Annotated in this window: 18 protein-coding genes; 10 read left to right on the top strand and 8 right to left on the bottom strand. The window is 38.2% G+C overall.

Annotation, left to right across the window (positions count from 1 at the left end):
- Positions 1-54: 54 nt before the first annotated feature.
- Positions 55-2,184: a S46 family peptidase gene (locus LCM02_RS01955; RefSeq protein WP_224926634.1), complete on the top strand. Its 2,130-nt coding sequence runs from the start codon at positions 55-57 to the stop codon at positions 2,182-2,184.
- 75 nt (positions 2,185-2,259) lie between these two features.
- Here LCM02_RS01955 and LCM02_RS01950 read toward each other — a convergent pair whose 3' ends face one another.
- Both LCM02_RS01950 and LCM02_RS01945 read right to left on the bottom strand, forming a co-directional pair.
- Positions 2,260-2,433, bottom strand: a complete 174-nt coding sequence (locus LCM02_RS01950; RefSeq protein WP_224926633.1) for an Arc family DNA binding domain-containing protein — start codon at positions 2,431-2,433, stop codon at positions 2,260-2,262.
- Between the two features lie 52 nt (positions 2,434-2,485).
- Positions 2,486-2,656, bottom strand: coding sequence for a DUF4177 domain-containing protein (locus tag LCM02_RS01945; RefSeq protein ID WP_224926632.1), 171 nt, complete (start codon positions 2,654-2,656; stop codon positions 2,486-2,488).
- Positions 2,657-3,044: 388 nt separating this feature from the next.
- Here LCM02_RS01945 and LCM02_RS01940 point away from each other — a divergent pair, with 388 nt between their 5' ends.
- The 4 genes from LCM02_RS01940 to LCM02_RS01925 all read left to right on the top strand — a co-directional run bounded on the left by LCM02_RS01940 (position 3,045) and on the right by LCM02_RS01925 (position 6,645).
- Positions 3,045-4,124 (top strand): porin, encoded by a 1,080-nt coding sequence (locus LCM02_RS01940; protein WP_224926631.1) that lies wholly within the window; start codon positions 3,045-3,047, stop codon positions 4,122-4,124.
- A 13-nt stretch (positions 4,125-4,137) separates the two neighbouring features.
- The gene (locus tag LCM02_RS01935) at positions 4,138-4,476 is read left to right on the top strand and encodes a P-II family nitrogen regulator (RefSeq protein ID WP_224926630.1); all 339 of its coding nucleotides are present in this window, start codon (positions 4,138-4,140) and stop codon (positions 4,474-4,476) included.
- Between the two features lie 24 nt (positions 4,477-4,500).
- Entirely contained in the window at positions 4,501-5,736 is a 1,236-nt protein-coding gene (locus LCM02_RS01930) for an ammonium transporter (protein WP_224926629.1), read from the top strand.
- 126 nt (positions 5,737-5,862) lie between these two features.
- Positions 5,863-6,645 (top strand): S1/P1 nuclease, encoded by a 783-nt coding sequence (locus LCM02_RS01925; protein ID WP_224926628.1) that lies wholly within the window; start codon positions 5,863-5,865, stop codon positions 6,643-6,645.
- Between the two features lie 9 nt (positions 6,646-6,654).
- Here LCM02_RS01925 and LCM02_RS01920 read toward each other — a convergent pair whose 3' ends face one another.
- Positions 6,655-7,299: a hypothetical protein gene (locus LCM02_RS01920; protein WP_224926627.1), complete on the bottom strand. Its 645-nt coding sequence runs from the start codon at positions 7,297-7,299 to the stop codon at positions 6,655-6,657.
- A 221-nt stretch (positions 7,300-7,520) separates the two neighbouring features.
- Here LCM02_RS01920 and LCM02_RS01915 point away from each other — a divergent pair, with 221 nt between their 5' ends.
- Complete coding sequence (locus tag LCM02_RS01915) at positions 7,521-8,222, top strand: M15 family metallopeptidase (protein WP_224926626.1); 702 nt, start codon at positions 7,521-7,523, stop codon at positions 8,220-8,222.
- A gap of 65 nt (positions 8,223-8,287) precedes the next feature.
- On the opposite strand, the gene htpG is transcribed toward LCM02_RS01915, so the two are convergent.
- Complete coding sequence (gene htpG, locus LCM02_RS01910; protein ID WP_224926625.1) at positions 8,288-10,198, bottom strand: molecular chaperone HtpG; 1,911 nt, start codon at positions 10,196-10,198, stop codon at positions 8,288-8,290.
- Positions 10,199-10,456: 258 nt separating this feature from the next.
- Here htpG and LCM02_RS01905 point away from each other — a divergent pair, with 258 nt between their 5' ends.
- Positions 10,457-11,461, top strand: coding sequence for a 3-oxoacyl-ACP synthase III family protein (locus LCM02_RS01905; RefSeq protein WP_224927770.1), 1,005 nt, complete (start codon positions 10,457-10,459; stop codon positions 11,459-11,461).
- A gap of 53 nt (positions 11,462-11,514) precedes the next feature.
- Here the strand turns inward: LCM02_RS01905 and LCM02_RS01900 are convergent, their stop codons facing one another.
- Positions 11,515-12,819 (bottom strand): dicarboxylate/amino acid:cation symporter, encoded by a 1,305-nt coding sequence (locus tag LCM02_RS01900; protein WP_224926624.1) that lies wholly within the window; start codon positions 12,817-12,819, stop codon positions 11,515-11,517.
- Positions 12,820-12,968: 149 nt separating this feature from the next.
- Here LCM02_RS01900 and LCM02_RS01895 point away from each other — a divergent pair, with 149 nt between their 5' ends.
- Positions 12,969-13,274: a DUF6787 family protein gene (locus LCM02_RS01895; RefSeq protein WP_224926623.1), complete on the top strand. Its 306-nt coding sequence runs from the start codon at positions 12,969-12,971 to the stop codon at positions 13,272-13,274.
- Between the two features lies 1 nt (position 13,275).
- Here LCM02_RS01895 and LCM02_RS01890 read toward each other — a convergent pair whose 3' ends face one another.
- The 3 genes from LCM02_RS01890 to hemH all read right to left on the bottom strand — a co-directional run bounded on the left by LCM02_RS01890 (position 13,276) and on the right by hemH (position 15,197).
- Complete coding sequence (locus LCM02_RS01890; RefSeq protein ID WP_224926622.1) at positions 13,276-13,542, bottom strand: hypothetical protein; 267 nt, start codon at positions 13,540-13,542, stop codon at positions 13,276-13,278.
- Positions 13,543-13,614: 72 nt separating this feature from the next.
- Positions 13,615-14,166: a CopD family protein gene (locus LCM02_RS01885; RefSeq protein ID WP_224926621.1), complete on the bottom strand. Its 552-nt coding sequence runs from the start codon at positions 14,164-14,166 to the stop codon at positions 13,615-13,617.
- An 11-nt stretch (positions 14,167-14,177) separates the two neighbouring features.
- A complete protein-coding gene (hemH, locus tag LCM02_RS01880) occupies positions 14,178-15,197 on the bottom strand; it encodes a ferrochelatase (RefSeq protein WP_224926620.1) in 1,020 nt (339 codons plus the stop codon).
- 351 nt (positions 15,198-15,548) lie between these two features.
- Between hemH and hemA the strand changes: the two genes are divergently transcribed.
- Positions 15,549-16,799 carry a glutamyl-tRNA reductase gene (gene hemA, locus LCM02_RS01875; protein WP_224926619.1) on the top strand — a complete coding sequence of 417 codons (1,251 nt, stop codon included), beginning with the start codon at positions 15,549-15,551 and terminating at the stop codon, positions 16,797-16,799.
- 1 nt (position 16,800) lies between these two features.
- On the top strand, positions 16,801-18,381 hold the full coding sequence (hemC, locus tag LCM02_RS01870) for a hydroxymethylbilane synthase (RefSeq protein WP_224926618.1): 1,581 nt from the start codon (positions 16,801-16,803) through the stop codon (positions 18,379-18,381).
- Positions 18,382-18,392 lie beyond the last annotated feature (11 nt).

Below are 18,392 nucleotides of genomic sequence, written 5' to 3'. Positions count from 1 at the left end.
CAAATCCAAGGTAAAATGCTAACTTTGAAAGTTTAAAATTCTAATATTAAATCCATGAAAATTATTAAGTTCTTATTATTATTTCTGGTTTTTCAGGTATCGGCTCAACAGGGCGGTATGTGGATCCCTTCGCTGTTGGAAGGCATGAACGAGAAAGAGATGAAAAGCCTGGGGAGCCAGTTAAGTGCAAAAGATATATATGATGTGAATAACTCGAGCTTAAAGGATGCTATTGTCCATTTTAACGGGGGATGCACCTCTGAGATCATTTCAGCCAGCGGATTGCTGCTTACCAATCATCATTGTGGTTATGGAGCTATACAATCCCACTCATCAGTTGAACACGACTATCTTGAAGACGGTTTTTGGGCAAAATCCATGTCCGATGAATTACCAAACAAAGGAATGGTCGCTACCTTAATCGTCAGGATCGAAGATGTCACAAAGGATATTCTTTCAAATATTCCCTCTGAGGCCAGTCTTCAGGAGCAACAGAATCTTATTAGTCAGCATATCGAAGCCGTAATCAAAGGCGCTGAAAAAGAAAGTTGGCAGGACGCAAAAGTTAAATCCATGTATGACGGTAATCAATATATGCTATTTATCACAGAAACTTTTAAGGACATTCGTCTTGTAGGTGCTCCCCCTGCTTCAATTGGAAAGTTTGGATCGGACACTGATAACTGGATGTGGCCTCGTCATACAGGTGATTTTTCCTTATTCAGGATTTATGCAAATAAGCAGAATCAACCCGCCGAATACAGTGAAGAAAATATACCTTATAACCCAAAACATTTCCTTCCTGTCTCTCTCGATGGAATTTCTGAAAATGATTTTACGCTCGTTTTTGGCTTTCCGGGTCGGACCAGTGAGTACCTGCCTTCTGTAGCCATTGATCAGATCGTTAACAAATTGAATCCTCCAAAGATCAAGATTCGGGATGAAGCTTTAAAAATTGTTGATGGATACATGAGAAAGGACACGGAGATCAAAATCCAGTACGCCTCTAAATATGCAAGAATAGCCAATTATTGGAAGAAATGGATTGGTGAGAGCCAGGGATTGAAAAAGTCACATGCTGTTCAAAAGAAACAAGATCTGGAAGCAAATTTTGTTGAAAAGAATAAGGATAATGAGACTTATAGTAAGTTGCTTCCTGAATTTGAAAGACTTTATGGGGAAATCGAAGAAGTTGCTGTCGCCAGAGATTTTTGGGTAGAAACCGTTTACAGGAATGTTGAATTACTCAACGCCTCAGTAAGACTTTACAGATTTGAAAATGCAGTTCTTAAAAATCCGGATGATTTTGAAATGCAAAGAACACGTTTACTCAATGCTTATAAAGGGTTTTACAAAAATTACAACGCCAGTGTAGATCGCGATGTTTTTGAAAGACTGATGGAGATGTACCAAAAAGAAAGTCCGGAGACATATTTAACGGAAGGGTTAAAAAATGCTGACATCAAAAAGCTGACTGCAAGTGTTTATGATAATTCATCACTTACCTCGCTGGAAAAAATGTCTGATATGCTTTCCGGTAATAAAGACGAAGTACTCAAAAAAATAAATGAGGATGTTGGGTATAAAACAGGCAATGAGCTCATTGACAATTTCTATCAAAACATCGATCCTAAATATCAGGCGCTTAACTTGGAAATTAAAGCGAATCAAAAAATTTACATGAAAGCACTTATGGAAACCTTTCCGGATGAAAGGTTTTTTCCCGATGCCAACGGCACACTCAGGGTAACTTATGGTAAAGTAAATGGCTATAAACCCAAAGATGCTGTTTATTACGAACCTGTCTCCTACTTAAGTGGTGTCATAGAAAAATACAAACCTGGAGACTATGAATTTGACCTTCCTGAAAAATTAATTGAATTGTATAACAACAAAGATTATGGAGATTACGGAGTAGATGGAAAAATGCCTGTTAATTTTATTGGTACCAATCACACAACAGGAGGTAATTCCGGGAGTCCTGTTATCGATGCAAACGGAAACCTTATAGGCCTGAATTTTGACAGAGTTTGGGAGGGAACGATGAGTGATTATAATTATGACCCTGAGATCTGTAGAAATATAATGGTAGATGCACGTTATATATTATTTGTTATAGACAAGTTTGCCGACAGCAAGCGTCTGGTGGATGAAATGAAACTGGTTCACCCTAAAGCCAAATAGTACACCATTAAATTATATAGTACACCATATTGGTTTATTACACTTAAAATAATTCACTGAACAGGGCCTCTAGGATTAGAGGCCTTCTTCATCCTGATTTTCCAAAAACCTTCCCGACTCTTTTACATGTTTGCTCAGCATCCATTCGATCTGGCCATTTGTGGAACGAAAATCCTCTTTGGCCAAAATTTCAATCGCTTTTAGCAATTCCTCATCAATTCTCAATGCAAAAGCCTTTTTACTTTTCATATATCTTACGTATTTGAGGAAACAAAATTCTTCTGTTTCCGATCATTCATCATTACTCTTCCTCTTTCTTGTCACGTTCTATCAGCGCTTTTAATATGCCACGATGCGTGAACATATTCACTACCCTCCAGTCCATTTTCGCATAACTATTAACCAGATCCTCAAAATTCTGCTGCGATTTTACTGCAGTACCCGTTTGTTTAATGATTTTATACTCTTTCATAAATGAATTATGGAATTTTTGATTTTTCCTTCTGAAAAATGAATTTATTTAATTGAAAACAGCTAAATCCTTAAATGATTTTCATCAAAAATAGAATTTCTCGCATTATACACTATTATTTTGATATCACAAATATATTGTAATTATACCATATAGCCATAATATTTCAATTTTTAATAGCAATACTATTATGAAATTGAAAAAAAACTCTTTTTTATTTTATATACCCCTTTTTTGAAGGGGGTATAATTTTCAATATCACAATAATTCACTCTTTACCCTATTTTTTTTGGGGGTAATGTTAATTAAATATACTTTTACCCCGATTAATCATAAAATTGAAACTCAAGTATTACTAACAAATTCTTAATTACTAAAAAAATTAATTATGAAAAATCTATTTACAATCGCTTTACTATTTATTAGCTTCCTTTCATATGCTCAGGAAGAAACAACAGGAAAAGCAGAAGAAGAAAAAAAGAAAAAATTCAGTTTTAGTGGAAGTGCGGATGTTTATTATAGAACAAACATCAATGCACCTAATGGAGGAGACAACCATCAGACTCCAAATACTTCATTTGCCAATGGAAATGGTTTTGCCATAGGTATGGCCAATGCTATATTTGCATATGAAGGTAAGAAAGTTGGTGCCGTAGCTGATTTGGTATTCGGTCCAAGAGGTACAGATGCTGTTTTTGGATCACTTCAGTGGGATATTGACGGAGACGGTGCTCCTGACCTGGGTAACAGTTCTCAAGTAGTTAACCAGTTATATGTATACTGGAATGTTTCTGATAAAGTTACTTTAACTTTTGGTAATTTCAATACTTTCTTAGGTTATGAGGTTATTTCTCCAACAGGTAACTTCAACTACTCCACTTCATATATGTTCTCATACGGACCATTTTCGCACACAGGTCTGAAAATGGACTGGGCGATAAATGATGACTGGTCTTTCATGGCGGCCATTATGAACGATAATGACTATACCAACTTCAACCCAACAAACAATTACACTTTAGGGGCACAGGTTGGATTCAAAGGAACCTATTTGAATTTTCTTTATGGACCACAATTCCAGGTTGATTTAACCACAGGTTTTGATATCACAGATTCATTCTATCTTGGTTTGAACTCTACGTACTATGTGGATAATGATACAGATGCCTCTTTCTATGGGGTAGCCATTTATCCACAACTACAGACTTCTGACTCCTTTGCACTTGGATTTAGAGCGGAATATTTCGGTGAAAGCAAGGAAGGTGTTGGAGCCATTGGAGGATACGATGATAACGGAGACGCCAATGCATTCGAATTTACATTAACAGGAAACTATGCAATAGGAGATTTGATGATCATTCCTGAATTCAGAATCGACACAACAAGCGAGGACACTTTCGTAAACAGCGATCTGGATCCAACGGGATCACTTGCATCGTTTCTAGTAGCAGCAGTATACAAATTCTAAACAATAATTAATTATGAAAAAAATCGAAGCAATTATCAGAAAATCAAAATATTCTGATGTAAAAGAAGCCTTGCACAGTGTTGGGGTAAACTTCTTCTCCTACTGGGATGCCACCGGACGTGGAAATGAAAAAGAAGGACATGTATATAGAGGTGTGTCTTACAGCACCAGCGATATACAAAGAAGGTACTTATCAATTGTAGTAAATGATGATTTTGAGGAAGTGACCATTAAGGCAATCCTTGAGGCAGGCTCAACCGGTGAGGTTGGTGACGGAAAGATATTCGTGTCTGAGATCGTTGACTGCTACAGAATAAGAACAGGAGAAAAAGGAGGCGATACGCTTAAATAATCTAACCAAAAAATTAACAGAGATATGGAATTACTTACTATAAACAATGTATGGATGATGATCTGTACAGCCTTGGTTTTCTTTATGCACTTGGGTTTTGCATTCTTGGAAATCGGACTGACCAGACAGAAGAACACAATTAACATTTTATTCAAAAATATATTTATCATAACAGTCGGCCTGCTTTTATATTGCCTTGTAGGATTCAATTTAATGTATCCTGGATTTGCAGAAGGATCATCAGGTTTCTTCAGTTTTGCAGGATTTGGAATTACACCGCCGGAAGGAGGTATGACCGCTGCATACGCTGATGGTGGTTACACCTGGTGGACAGACTTCCTGTTCCAGGGAATGTTTGCAGCCACCGCCGCAACGATCGTTTCAGGAGCCGTAGCTGAGCGTATCAAAATTGTACCTTTTATGATTTTCGTGCTGGTTTACGTTGGAATCATTTATCCTTGGGCCGGTTCATGGAAATGGGGAGGTGGATTCCTGGATATGAGAGAAACTCCTTTCTATGACTTTGCCGGATCAACCCTGGTTCATTCTGTTGGTGGATGGGCAGCCTTGGTAGCCGTTTGGTTATTGGGAGCAAGAATTGGAAAATTCAAAGACGGGAAGCCTATGGCAATTCCTGGCCACAATATTCCTTTAGCCACTGCAGGTGTGCTTATCCTTTGGTTAGGCTGGTTTGGATTTAACGGTGGTTCGGTCTTATCTGCTGACCCTGAGTTGACCTCGCTGACACTGGTAACAACTTGTTTGGCAGCTGCTGCAGGTGGTGTAGCTTCATTTATACTTTCAACGGCAATGTATAAAAACCTTGACCTCACTATGTACTTAAACGGAATACTAGGTGGATTGGTTAGTATCACTGCTGGTGCAGACCAAATGTCTCCAACAGACGCCATCCTGATCGGAAGTATTGGTGGTGCTATCATTGTTCTTGCCGTTGCCTTTATAGATAGAATAAAACTAGATGATCCCGTGGGTGCCATTGCAGTTCACCTTATTTGCGGAATCTGGGGAACTCTAGCCGTAGGAATTTTTGGAAGCCTTGCCGGTGTTGACCAGCTGATCAGCCAGATCGTAGGTATTCTATCATACGCTATTGTTTGTATCGTTTCCTCTTTTGTTATCCTGTTTGTCCTTAAGAAAACCATTGGAATCCGAGTTTCTGAGAAAGAAGAACTGGAAGGTCTTGACGGATTTGAACATGGTATGGATGCCTATTCTGACTTCAGAATGAATGAACATTAAAAGTTTGTCCCATTATATCGATCTCTTGACGTTAATTCGTTGATTAGATTAAATTTGTGTAACTCTGAGGGTCTGTGAAAACGGACCCTCTTTTTTTATACCTTTACCAATCAAAATTTAATTCACATGAACAAATCCTTTACCCTTTTTATACTGTCAATAATTGTTTATTGCGGTTCATACGGCAATACTGTTGACTGGGGAGCCACAGGGCATCGTACCGTGGGAGAAATAGCACAACAACACTTAAGTAAAAGGGCCGAAAAACAGATAAGCGACATCCTGAACGGCCAGAGCCTTGCCATGGTATCAACATATGGTGATGACATTAAATCAGATAAGAAATACGATAAGTACTATACCTGGCATTTCGTAAATTTTCCTTTTGACACAAAGTATGAGGCGAGTAAAAAAGATAAAAGAGGAGACATTGTAATGGGAATCCAAAAATGTATTGAGGCACTTAAAGACCCCAACACCTCTCAAGAGGACAAATCCTTTTACTTAAAGTTCCTTGTTCATCTTGTAGGAGACCTGCATCAGCCATTGCACGTAGGAAAAGCCGAGGACAGAGGTGGAAACGACATCAAAGTGCTCTGGCATTATGATAAATCCAATCTTCACAGGGTCTGGGATTCAGAAATGATTGAATCTTTTAACATGAGCTATACCGAGCTGGCGGCTAATTCAAAAAAGCTTTCTAAGGAACAAATAAAAATTATACAAAAAGGAAGTATTTTAGACTGGACCTATGAATCTCAGGCGCTTGCCAAAAAAGTATATGCATCTGCCAAAATGGATGAAAAACTGGGATATCGCTATTCTTACGACCATTTTGAAACAGTGCAATCTCAGTTGCAGAAATCCGGGATAAGACTTGCTAAAATCCTAAATGAAATTTTTGGATAAAGACTGATTTTACCTTGACAGTTTGTTACATATAAAGGTGAGCGGAAAAATGATTAAAAAAGATAAAGACCAGGCCTCTGGACTGATCGATGCAAAAGGAAGTGCAAAAAGCGCTGCAGAAGGTTCAGGTAATAGTTGAAAAAACATTTTCTTTTCTTCTTTTTCATTGATCTGCTCAGAAGTCAACTTATGCTTTCTGGCATAAACCCAGTTATAAACCCCTAAAAATCCTGCTAAAGCTAAAAAAACGCTTTGCATTTGAAGCGCTATGATGAGGCCTTCAAATTCCATATCAAAACGAACAAAATACAAATATAGCATCAAACAGATCATCTGGGCAACCCCTACCCCGGCATGAAACATTGAACTGCGCACCAAATTACCCAGTTGCTTATTGATTTGAATCCAATAGGTCACAATAAGAACCAGCCCGATCAGCATAACCATAAGCTTATCAATATTACCCTCGAATATCTGAGCCAGGGTATAGTATTCAAGTTCAGGATCCTCTGGCCTTGGCAAAATGAGAAAAGATTGAAAAATAAGAAGTGCAAACAACACGTTCATCAAAACCTTCAAACTAAAAAGCACTTCCCGACCTCTTTCTTTCTCGGCCTCGGTTGGCATTTTCTTACGGGATTTTCCTTTTACCATCTCATTGATACCTTAAATGAATTATGAATCTAAATTACAAAAGTTAAAAGCATATTAATGAATATTTTAGCAAATATTATCAATATAATAACTATAATCAAACCTTCATATCCCTACCACCGAAAAACAATATTTGAACCCTTATCAAAAAAACTCCTGGTAAAAAATAATAAATATGTTAAATCTTCGTTTTAAGACAAGCATTCTTAACAATTGCAATAATGAAATTGAATATCATTTTAAAAAGTTTGGCAGTAGTTGCACTGCTTAGTTTCACCACTTTAGGACAGACTTCAACAGAACGTCCACCGTCTAAAGAGGATTTTGTTGACTTAAAAGAAATTATGCCAAACTTACGATCAGACCTAAGGTATTATGGTGACAACAATTTTGTGGGAAGACCTATACAAGGTTACAAGGAACCAAAATGCTTACTAACCAAAGAAGCTGCCTATGCGCTTAAAAAAGTTCAGGACGAATTAGAACGTCTGGGATTTGGACTTATGGTATATGATGCCTACAGGCCACAGCAAGCTACGAATGATTTTGTAGAATGGTCAGAAGACATCAGCGACACCACCATGAAACCGCAGTTTTATCCTAATGTTGAAAAGAAAGATCTCTTTGCCAAAGGATATATTTCGGTTAAATCCGGACACAGCAGAGGAAGTACTGTGGATGTAACTATCGTTTCGCTTAAAACCAAACAGATTTTAAATATGGGCAGTCCATATGATTTGTTTGACGAAGTGTCCGCAACTGATCACACAGCGACAATCACCAAAAATCAGCACTCGCTTAGACTTTTGCTTAAAAGGCGAATGGAAAAACACGGATGGCAATCCTACCCAAAAGAATGGTGGCATTTCACCCTTAAGGATGAACCCTATCCAAATACTTACTTTGATTTCCCAATTGAATAATTGAATTCAAAAACATAAAAAAACCACTCAAATGAGTGGTTTTTTTATTCTGTCAAAATATCGAATTAATTGTTCATCAATTCATAACTTCTCCTGATAAAGTCAGTCATTTCTTTTCCCTGCAGTAGATTTTGAGACAATCGGGCCAGATCTAAAGCCTGGTTGATATACTCAGTTCGCTTACCTTTTGCTTTTAGGATCTTCTGCATCAGGTCACTGTTTGTATTGACTACAAGATTATACATCTCAGGGAATCCTCCCATACCCATCATACCACCGCCGCCGGTTTGCTGCATCTCTTTCATCCTTCTCATAAACTCAGGTTGTGTAATGATAAAAGGACTTGATTTTGAATCCATGGCCTCCAATTGTACGGTATATTTTTCCTTCGGCACGATTTCTTCGATATACCCTTTTAATTTATCCTGATCCTCCTGTGATAATTTTGAAACCTGATCTTCTTCTTTTTGAATCAATTTTTCCAGTGAATCTGAATCTACACGTGCAAATTTAACCTTATCACCATCACCTTCCAGCTTCTGGATCAAATGAGAAACAATTGGTGAATCAAGGAGTAAAACCTCGTATCCTTTTTCATTGGCTTCTTCAATGAAACCATGTTGAGCTTCTTTGTCGCTTGCATATAAAACAACAAGATTCCCGTCCTTATCAGTTTGAGCCGCTTTGATTTTATCTTTCAACTCATCAAAAGTGAGGTACTCATCCTTAGTTGTTGGGTAAAGTGCAAATTTCTGTGCCTTTTCAAAGAATTTTGGTTCCGACAACATTCCATATTCAATAACGATCTTGATATCGTCCCATTTCTTTTCAAAACCTTCTCTGTCATTCTTAAATAAAGAACTTAATTTATCAGCTACTTTCTTCGTGATATAAGATGAAATTTTCTTTACTGCCCCGTCAGCCTGCAAATAACTTCTCGATACATTCAAAGGAATATCCGGTGAATCGATAACCCCTCTAAGCATTTGAAGGAAATCAGGAACTATTCCCTCCACATTATCCGTTACAAACACCTGATTCTGGTACAGTTGGATTTTGTCCTTCTGCACATCCATGTTGGTTGTCAATTTCGGGAAGTACAAAATTCCTGTCAGATTGAACGGATAGTCAACGTTTAAATGAATATGAAAAAGGGGCTCTTCAAATTGCATTGGGTACAATTCTCTATAAAAGCTTTTGTATTCTTCATCCTTTAAGTCGCTTGGCTGTTTTGTCCATGCAGGGTTTGGATTATTAATGATTCTGTCAACAGTGATCATTTTTTGAGGCTCCTTGGTTTCCTTACCTTCCTCATCCTTGATCGTTTTAGGCTCATGCTCCGGATCAGCAACTTCCTCCGTACCAAACTTGATCGGAACCGGCATGAACTTGTTGTATTTATTAAGCAATTCATTGATCCTGTTCTCTTCAAGAAATTCAAGAGAATCTTCATCAATATGAAGGATGATTTCCGTACCTCTGTCTTTCTTTTCAGAATTCTTCAGTGTGTATTCAGGGGATCCATCACAGATCCAGTGAGCGGCAGGTTCATCTTCTACAAATGATTTAGTATGGATTTCAACCTGTTCGGCCACCATAAAAGCGGAATAAAATCCCAAACCAAAGTGCCCTATAATTCCTGCATCATTTTTTTCGTCCTTGAATTTTTCCAAAAACTCTTCTGCTCCAGAGAAAGCAATATCATTGATATACTTCTTCACTTCTTCTTTGGACATTCCAATACCCTGATCTATAATGTGAAGCTTTTTACCTTCCTTATCAATTTTAACCTCAAGTTTTACATTGTCAGCATCACCCTTGAATTCACCAATCGATGCGAGGTGCTTCAATTTTAAAGTTGCATCGGTAGCATTCGAAATCAGCTCTCTTAAAAAGATCTCATGATCCGAATATAAAAATCGTTTTATCAACGGGAAAATGTTTTCTACCGCCACATTTATTTTTCCTTTTGCCATAATTTAGTTTATTTATGATTTTAACATACACAGCAACTTTATCAAAATAAATACCAAAATCTTTATCCTGACAAGATGACATAATTCCGTTGATCCACCCCTGTTTCAGCGCTAAAAGGAGCCGCAAAATCTAAATTGAATTATGTATCTTTGCTTTAATCGTGCATGAACTTCACCTTTCCAGAACAGGACTGGAGCTTAGAATACTATGCCTTTTACTTACTGAAAACAAGACAACAACTAAATAATGGTACAACTATGTATAACTCAAAGATTACCGGATTAGGCTTCTATGTGCCGGACAATATTGTAACAAATGACGATCTTTCCAAGATCATGGATACCAGTGATGAATGGATCCAGGAAAGAACAGGAATAAAGGAACGTCGGTGGATTAAGGAAGGTAGTAATGAAACCTCAGCAACCATGGGTGCAAAAGCGGCTGAGACGGCTATTGAAAGGGCCGGACTTAACAAAGACGATATTGATTTTATCATTTTTGCTACGCTGAGCCCAGATTACTATTTTCCGGGTTGCGGGGTTCAGATTCAGGATATGCTTGGCATGAAAACCGTTGGGGCACTCGATGTAAGAAATCAATGTTCTGGTTTTGTATATGCCATGTCAACGGCCGATCAGTTCATAAAAACGGGCATGTACAAAAATATACTTGTAATCGGTTCGGAATATCACAGTAACGGACTCGACAAAACCACTCGTGGAAGAGGTGTTTCGGTCATATTTGGAGACGGTGCCGGGGCCTGCGTCCTGTCGAGAACAGAAGATAATAATAAAGGAATCCTTTCTTCTCACCTTCACAGTGAAGGCCGATTTGCTGATAAGTTAATTGTAGAATCACCTAGCATCAAGCACTGGGTTCCTGAAATTCTCAGTTCTAAAGAGGAAGACATCTCTTATTTCCCGTATATGGATGGAACTTTTGTATTCAAGAATGCGGTGGTACGTTTTAGCGAGGTGATCATGGAAGCTTTGGCAGCGAACAAAATGTCTGCTGAAGATATTGATCTTTTTATTCCGCATCAGGCCAATTTAAGAATTGCACAGTTCATTCAGCAAAAATTCAAGCTGAAAAACGAACAGGTTTATAATAATATCATGAGTTATGGAAATACTACGGCGGCTTCAATAGTTATTGCTCTTACAGAAGCCTGGGAAAAAGGAAAAGTAAAAGAGAATGATATTGTTCTTCTGGCAGCTTTTGGAAGTGGGTTTACCTGGGGAAGCCTTTTGATGAGATGGTAAAAGATTCCATAAATAAGAAGTAAAAAAAAGTGGCTAAGGCCACTTTTTTAATTTTATGATTTCTGGTAATTATCGTCCCAGTCTTTTACTTTAGGAACTCCAAGTTTTCCTTCGGATCTGGCTATTATAGTAGCCACCGTGGCATCACCTGTTACATTAACCACTGTCCTGCACATATCGAGTGGCCTGTCTACAGCAAAGATCAAAGCAAGTCCGGCCTCGGGAATTCCTGCCTGAGCCAGGACAATGACCAGCATAACCATTCCTGCCCCGGGAACCGCCGCTGACCCAATGCTTGCGAGGGTTGCAGTGGCAACAATACCCAGTTGTACCCCCAGCGAAAGGTCCATACCAAAGGCCTGAGCAATAAAAACCGCTGCCACAGCCTGATACAAACTTGTTCCATCCATATTTATAGTTGCTCCAATGGGCAAAACAAAACTCGAAACCTCCTCATCTACCCCTAAATGCTCATTGACACGCTCCATGGTAACCGGAAGTGTAGCCGCGCTGGAACTCGTTGAAAATGCCAGTAATTGAGCCGGAGATATCCCCTGAAGGAACTCCTTCGGCCTCTTCCCTGTAAACAGGAATACAACCGATGTATAGAAAGAAATCATGATCAACAATCCAAATAATACGGTTAAAGCATACCAGCCCAAGGCCTTAAACAGGTCAGCGCTGGGAGACTCTACGATTAGAGCAGCTAACAAAGCAAATACCCCGTAAGGTGCAGCCAGCATGATCAGATCGATCATTTTAAGGATGACTTCATTAAAACTCGAAAAGAAATCTTTAACAGGCCTGGCCCTTTCTTCGGGAAGCAGAATCAACCCCACCCCAAAAAAGATGGCAAAAAAGATAACCTGCAACATGTTCTTATTCTTGCCCGAGGCCCCAATGATATTGTCAGGAACCAGATCAACCAACGCCTGTAAAGGGCCTTGTTTTTTCTGATTCGCGGCTTCATCCTTATATTTCTGTGTGTTATCGGCATAATTCGAAACCAGTTCGGTTCGAGTATTTTCAGATATGGAGTCCCCTGGAGTAAAAACATTAACCAGCAACAAACCAATCGTAACCGCCACAACAGTTGTGATCAAATAGGTTAAAACGGTTTTCCCACCCATTTTGGACAACTTGGATATGTCTTTTAGATCCGAAACACCTGTTATCAGAGACCCCAGAATCAGAGGAACGGCAATTAACTTCAAGGCATTGATAAAAATGGTTCCAAAAGGTTTGATCCAATCCTGAACAATTTCTTTACCTCCGGAAAAACTAACCATCAGGAAGCCAAAAGCAACTCCTAATACCATACCTAACAAGATTTTCCAATGTAAAGCGAGTTTTCTCATGATTCGAAATTTGCGGGAAGATACTAAAAAATAACATGTAGGAATAAAATCAAAACTGACAAAAACCAATTTTTTAGAAACCGAAAATTCAAAAGGAGAATTTGTTGATTTACAGATATTACTTACATTTGCCGAAAATTAGGAAGCTCATGGAGAAATTGAAAAAACGATGGGGAATTAAATCAAACTGGCAGGTTATCGCCATTATCATCGTATTCGCAATTAATGGATCTTTTGCTGCCTGGGTTGCCGGACCTGTCACGAATTTTATCGGACTGAACGCAGAAAATACCAAACCCTATGCCCTTTATATTATTCTAAGACTGGTATTGATCTTCCCGATATATCAGATTACCTTGCCTGTAGTAGGATGGTTCTTTGGTCAGTTTAATTTCTTTTGGAATTTTGAAAAGAAGATGCTTCAAAGAATGGGCCTCGGTCGTTTTTTTAAGTAATTCAATTATTTTCCGACCTTTTGAATAGATAAACGTAGCACCAGGTCAGCGTAAACGAAGGGAAAAAATCCAGGCCTGGAATCGCTTCTTCAAGAAAAGAAACAAGGCCAGCTACTTTACCAACATTACCTTTGTAGAGCTTGATCATCAAATAGGCCGATAGCGGTGCCCAAACAATATCAACAGGAGGAAAAGCATAGGAAGCCATACCGATCAGGTCACAAATCAGTCCAAACCAAAGTTTTTGATTCTTGCTTAGATTCTCCATTTAAGAATATCTATGATATCGATTCATTGCTTAGGGATCAATGAAAATGAAGGTTTCCGTATAACTTAACATTCAATCTTCATCCCAACTCCTTTTTTGACGTATTTGTTTGTAAAGTTTAATACCCATCATAAGCAAAATTGAAATACCGACTATTCCGACCACCCCAAAAATCCAGCCCAAGGTTGTTTTTAAAACAACCAGAAAAACACAGGCAAACAGAATAATGGTAGCCACTTCATTCCATATTCTCAATCCGTAGGAAGAATAATTCAAATACCCTCTTTCAATTTGATTATACATATACTGGCAGGATCCGTGATACGCAAAAAGGAGAAGTACAAAAAATAATTTGATCCACATCCAGTTCGCTTCAAGCCAAAAAGGCTGGAGTACAAGAAGCCAGACAGCAAATATTGTGGTTAATACAGCTGAAGGCCACGTAATAATGTACCACAATCTCTTACACATCAGGGCGTACTGCTTTTTCAAGATCGATTGAGCAGGCTCTTCCTTTTCTTCTGCCTCTTTGTAGTAAATAAAAAGACGAATAATATAAAACAATCCTGCAAACCAGGTCGTTACAAAAATGATATGCAGCGATTTGACGTACAGATAGGTCATTATTTAAAAATTTATGAATACCATTCATTGATCCATTTAGCCATAACTTCAACCCAGGCATCATCCTCATTTAAACAGCTTATGTGTCTGAAATCCTCTCCTCCGGCCTCTAAAAATTCCTCCTTACCTTCCATAGCGATTTCTTCCAAGGTTTCCAGGCAATCTGATACAAAAGCCGGGGTGATAACGGCAAGCTTTTTAAATCCCTGCTCAGGCATGGCTTCCAATTCTTGGTCGGTATAAGGCCTTAACCAAGGATCCTTCAGAAGTCTTGATTGAAAAGAGTTCCTGTAAGTATCCTTCTTCAATCCCAGTTTTTTGGCCATCTCCTTTGTAGTTTCAAAGCACTGGTGCCTGTAACAGGTTTTGTGCGCAACAGAAGCCACCTCACAACAGGATCCGTCTAACTTACAATGCTTTCCTGTTGGATCACCTTTGTATATATGCCTTTCTGGTATTCCGTGATATGAAAACAGTAATTGGTCATATTCAAATCCCTTTAACTCCTTTTCCAAATGCTTACACATGACATCTATATATTCCGGATGGTTGTAAAACGGTTCGAGAACATCCATTTTCATATCCTTAAAGTCACTTTCAATTAAAGACTTCGCCTTTTCCACCACCGTTTCATAAGAAGACATGGCGTAATGTGGGTACAAAGGAACCAGAAAAACCTCTTTAACCCCTTGCCTCTTTAATTCTTGAAAGCCTTTTTTAATACTCATCGAACCATATCGCATTCCTAAGGCCACAGGTATATCCACTTTTTTACGAACCTTTTCAGTAAACCTTTCTGAGATCACTATCAGCGGAGAGCCTTCTTTCCACCATATTTTTTTGTAGGCAGCCGCCGATTTCTTTGGCCGGACATTCAAAATAATCCCCTTGATTAGTAAAAAACGTTTCCAGTATGGAATATCAATTACCCTCTCATCCATTAAAAATTCATCCAGATATCTTCTAACGTCCTTAACTTCAGTACTGTCAGGTGAACCCAGATTCACTAATAAAACACCCTTTTTTGTCACCTTACCTATCTTTTAATTAAAATTTTTGAAGCGTAAATATAAAGGTTTTGAAACTGTGTTATTCAATACCTTTCATTTTTTTTTCACAACCCTTAGCTCATACTTTTATCGTTATTTTTTTTATTTTAAACGATATGATTTCACAAGTGATCTGTCTATTTTTGCACGCAGACTATTTATAATGCCGTTACAAAACCCTTATGTTTATTGCCTTTATCGATAAATTCGAAGGTGAAAATAAGAAATTTTCCAATGTGACAAATATCATAGTGTGTTTAAATCTTGTAGCGTAATTTTGATTTTAAGTTCAGTGACGGACAGAAAATAAGTAGATCAATTATTAAATCAGGTATGACTAAAAATTCCGATTGTAAAAAATTTTATGTTATTGGCTTAAATTACAAAAAGGCGGACGTGGTGACCCGAAGTAATTTTAGCCTTAGCAAGGAAAAGCAAAAAGAACTTTTAGAAGAGGCTAAAAGGATCAACATTAAAAGTGTTGTAATCCTTTCTACTTGTAATCGAATAGAGATAATTGGATTTGCCAAACACCCATTTCAGCTTATTTCACTGCTTTGCAAATACTCAAAGGGCACAATGGAAGAATTTGCCAAAGTATCTTATGTGTATAAAAACAGTGAGGCTTCAGAACACATTATCAGAATTGCAACAGGAATAGATAGTCAGATTCTTGGAGATTATGAAATTGTGGGTCAGTTAAAAGAAGCTTTTTACCTGGCAAAAGAAGCAGGAACCGTCAATGCCTATTTAGAGAGATTGTTCAATGTATCCCTGGCAGCAAGTAAAGAAACTAAGAACAAAACTAGTATAAGCTCAGGTACAACTACAGTCTCTTATGCGGCTGTTAAATACATAAAGGATAACTTCAGCAAGAAGGATCCAAAAAAAATTCTTGTTTACGGCCTGGGTGACATAGGGCAAAACACGGCCAAAAGTTGTGCTGAATACCTCAATGCGCACAGTTTGACCTTGGTTAACAGAACTGAGGAAAAAGCAATCAAAATAGCCAATGAAATTAATGCAGAAATGGCTGCTCATAAAGATCTTGGAACAAAGATCAAGGAATCTGACATAGTAATTGTTGCAACCGGGGCTTCTACCCCAACGGTCACTGCGGATATGATTCATAAGAAAAAAGAACAATTGATCATCGACCTTTCCATACCCCGGAATGCTGACCCCGTCATTAATGATAGTGATAATATTTCGATGATAGATGTGGATGTGTTATCCAAAAAGACCAAAGAAACTATTGAAGAAAGAAAAAAACAAATTCCTTTGGTCGAAGATATTATTCAAAAACACAAATCTGAATTTTACGAGTGGCTCAACTTTAGAAGAAGCACTCCTGCGATAAATTCGCTAAAAAAATCACTGGAGCTTATTCAGAAAGATGCTATTACCTCACATTCTAAAAAGTATCAGGATATTAATTCCCAATTGGTCGAAGACGTTACTTCTCAAATGATCAATAAGATTGTTTCGAAATTTGCCATGCATTTGAAAGCAGAAAATACTCAGGCTAACCGGAGTATCAAGGTAATGAATGACGTATTTAACTTAGAGCCGTCTGAAAATTAGTATGAAAAAAGTTATTAGAATTGGAACCAGGTCCAGTGAATTGGCGCTTTGGCAGGCAAATACTGTCTCTAACCAGCTCCGGCATTTGGGGCATGAAACTAAAATTGTAAAGATCGATTCTATAGGTGATGAAGTCTTGAACAAACCTTTGTACGAACTGGGAACCACAGGTGTATTCACCAAAAATCTGGACATCGCCTTACTAAATAACAAAATAGACATCGCCGTCCATTCACTGAAAGATGTTCCTACCGTTCTTCCCAAAGGAATCGTCCAGGCAGCGGTTCTCAAAAGGGGCCTCTTCCAGGATATCCTCGTTTTAAAGGACAATGACGAATTTTTTACACAGAAATCGGCAATTATTGCCACCGGTAGTTTAAGGCGTAAGGCCCAATGGCTCTACAGATACCCGAATCATACAATTACAGACCTTCGAGGGAATGTAAATACAAGGCTTAAAAAGCTTCATGACAATGAATGGAACGGAGCCATATTTGCCCTGGCCGGGTTAAAAAGGATTGGGATCTTACCGGAAAATACGATAAAACTTGACTGGATGATCCCGGCACCGGCGCAAGGCGCGGTCATGGTAGCTGCTTTAGACCAGGACGAAGAGCTTTTAAAGGCCCTGTATGAACTTAATGACAAGGAAACTGAAATTTGTGTTGGAGTTGAAAGGGATTTTCTTAATAAACTGGAAGGTGGCTGCACGGCACCCATAGGGGCCCTTGCCACTATAAAAAACGAGGAACTAAATTTCAAGGGAGCTTTGTTCAGCACCGATGGAAAAAAGAAGATTGAATTTACAAAATCAGTTCCATTACATCGCGTCAATGATTTGTCCGAATTTGCCGCTTCTTATATCTTAGACCGGGGAGGAAAAAAATTAATGAGGAAGCTGGGAAAAGTTGAAAAAAGAATCAATATTTTCTCGACTAAAAACCTTTCCATAGGGCAAAAAAGTGCCTTAAACCCTGAAATTGGTGTAGACATGAGCGATTTTATAACGATAAGGCACAATCGTATAAAACCTGTTACTGTTAAGCAGCCCATTGAACACGTTATATTTACAAGCCAGAATGGTGTTGAAGCACTGCTTGATAATTTTATGGCGTCTGAACTTCAATTTGAAAAAATATATTGTGTTGGCAGACGCACCAAAAGATTAATCGAAAGAAAAATTGGAAAAGTTTCGCATGTAGAGAATTCTGCGGGTCAATTGGGAAAGTATCTTTCAAAAAACTTGAAAGACGTTGAGGTAACTTTTTTCTGCGGGGATAAAAGAAGGGATGAACTACCCGCTATTCTTGAAGAAAACGGAATTATTTTAAATGAGGTTATTGCCTATCAGACCCTTCTGAGCCCGAATCGTATGAATAAAGAATACGATGGCCTTCTCTTTTTCAGTCCTTCGGCAATTGAAAGTTATCTGAGCAAAAATGAACCTAAAAACGAAACAGCTTTTTGCATCGGTGGCACTACGGCCAAAGCTGCTCAAAATCACTTTAAACAGGTTGTAGAAGCTAAAATGCCCTCTGTGGAAAGTGTTTTAAAATCTGTAAATACACATTTTATTAAATAATACTTTTTGAG

The organism is Lutimonas saemankumensis (assembly GCF_020171465.1).
Classification (GTDB): domain Bacteria; phylum Bacteroidota; class Bacteroidia; order Flavobacteriales; family Flavobacteriaceae; genus Lutimonas; species Lutimonas saemankumensis.
This window is presented reverse-complemented; position numbering and strand designations above follow the sequence as displayed.

Excerpts from the sequence above, each read along its gene's own strand:
- LCM02_RS01955 (WP_224926634.1), top strand. The coding sequence starts at position 55 with ATGAAAATTATTAAGTTCTTATTATTATTTCTGGTTTTTCAGGTATCG.
- LCM02_RS01950 (WP_224926633.1), bottom strand. The coding sequence starts at position 2,433 with ATGAAAAGTAAAAAGGCTTTTGCATTGAGAATTGATGAGGAATTGCTA.
- LCM02_RS01945 (WP_224926632.1), bottom strand. The coding sequence starts at position 2,656 with ATGAAAGAGTATAAAATCATTAAACAAACGGGTACTGCAGTAAAATCG.
- LCM02_RS01940 (WP_224926631.1), top strand. The coding sequence starts at position 3,045 with ATGAAAAATCTATTTACAATCGCTTTACTATTTATTAGCTTCCTTTCA.
- LCM02_RS01935 (WP_224926630.1), top strand. The coding sequence starts at position 4,138 with ATGAAAAAAATCGAAGCAATTATCAGAAAATCAAAATATTCTGATGTA.
- LCM02_RS01930 (WP_224926629.1), top strand. The coding sequence starts at position 4,501 with ATGGAATTACTTACTATAAACAATGTATGGATGATGATCTGTACAGCC.
- LCM02_RS01925 (WP_224926628.1), top strand. The coding sequence starts at position 5,863 with ATGAACAAATCCTTTACCCTTTTTATACTGTCAATAATTGTTTATTGC.
- LCM02_RS01920 (WP_224926627.1), bottom strand. The coding sequence starts at position 7,299 with ATGGTAAAAGGAAAATCCCGTAAGAAAATGCCAACCGAGGCCGAGAAA.
- LCM02_RS01915 (WP_224926626.1), top strand. The coding sequence starts at position 7,521 with ATGAAATTGAATATCATTTTAAAAAGTTTGGCAGTAGTTGCACTGCTT.
- htpG (WP_224926625.1), bottom strand. The coding sequence starts at position 10,198 with ATGGCAAAAGGAAAAATAAATGTGGCGGTAGAAAACATTTTCCCGTTG.
- LCM02_RS01905 (WP_224927770.1), top strand. The coding sequence starts at position 10,457 with ATGTATAACTCAAAGATTACCGGATTAGGCTTCTATGTGCCGGACAAT.
- LCM02_RS01900 (WP_224926624.1), bottom strand. The coding sequence starts at position 12,819 with ATGAGAAAACTCGCTTTACATTGGAAAATCTTGTTAGGTATGGTATTA.
- LCM02_RS01895 (WP_224926623.1), top strand. The coding sequence starts at position 12,969 with ATGGAGAAATTGAAAAAACGATGGGGAATTAAATCAAACTGGCAGGTT.
- LCM02_RS01890 (WP_224926622.1), bottom strand. The coding sequence starts at position 13,542 with ATGGAGAATCTAAGCAAGAATCAAAAACTTTGGTTTGGACTGATTTGT.
- LCM02_RS01885 (WP_224926621.1), bottom strand. The coding sequence starts at position 14,166 with ATGACCTATCTGTACGTCAAATCGCTGCATATCATTTTTGTAACGACC.
- hemA (WP_224926619.1), top strand. The coding sequence starts at position 15,549 with ATGACTAAAAATTCCGATTGTAAAAAATTTTATGTTATTGGCTTAAAT.
- hemC (WP_224926618.1), top strand. The coding sequence starts at position 16,801 with ATGAAAAAAGTTATTAGAATTGGAACCAGGTCCAGTGAATTGGCGCTT.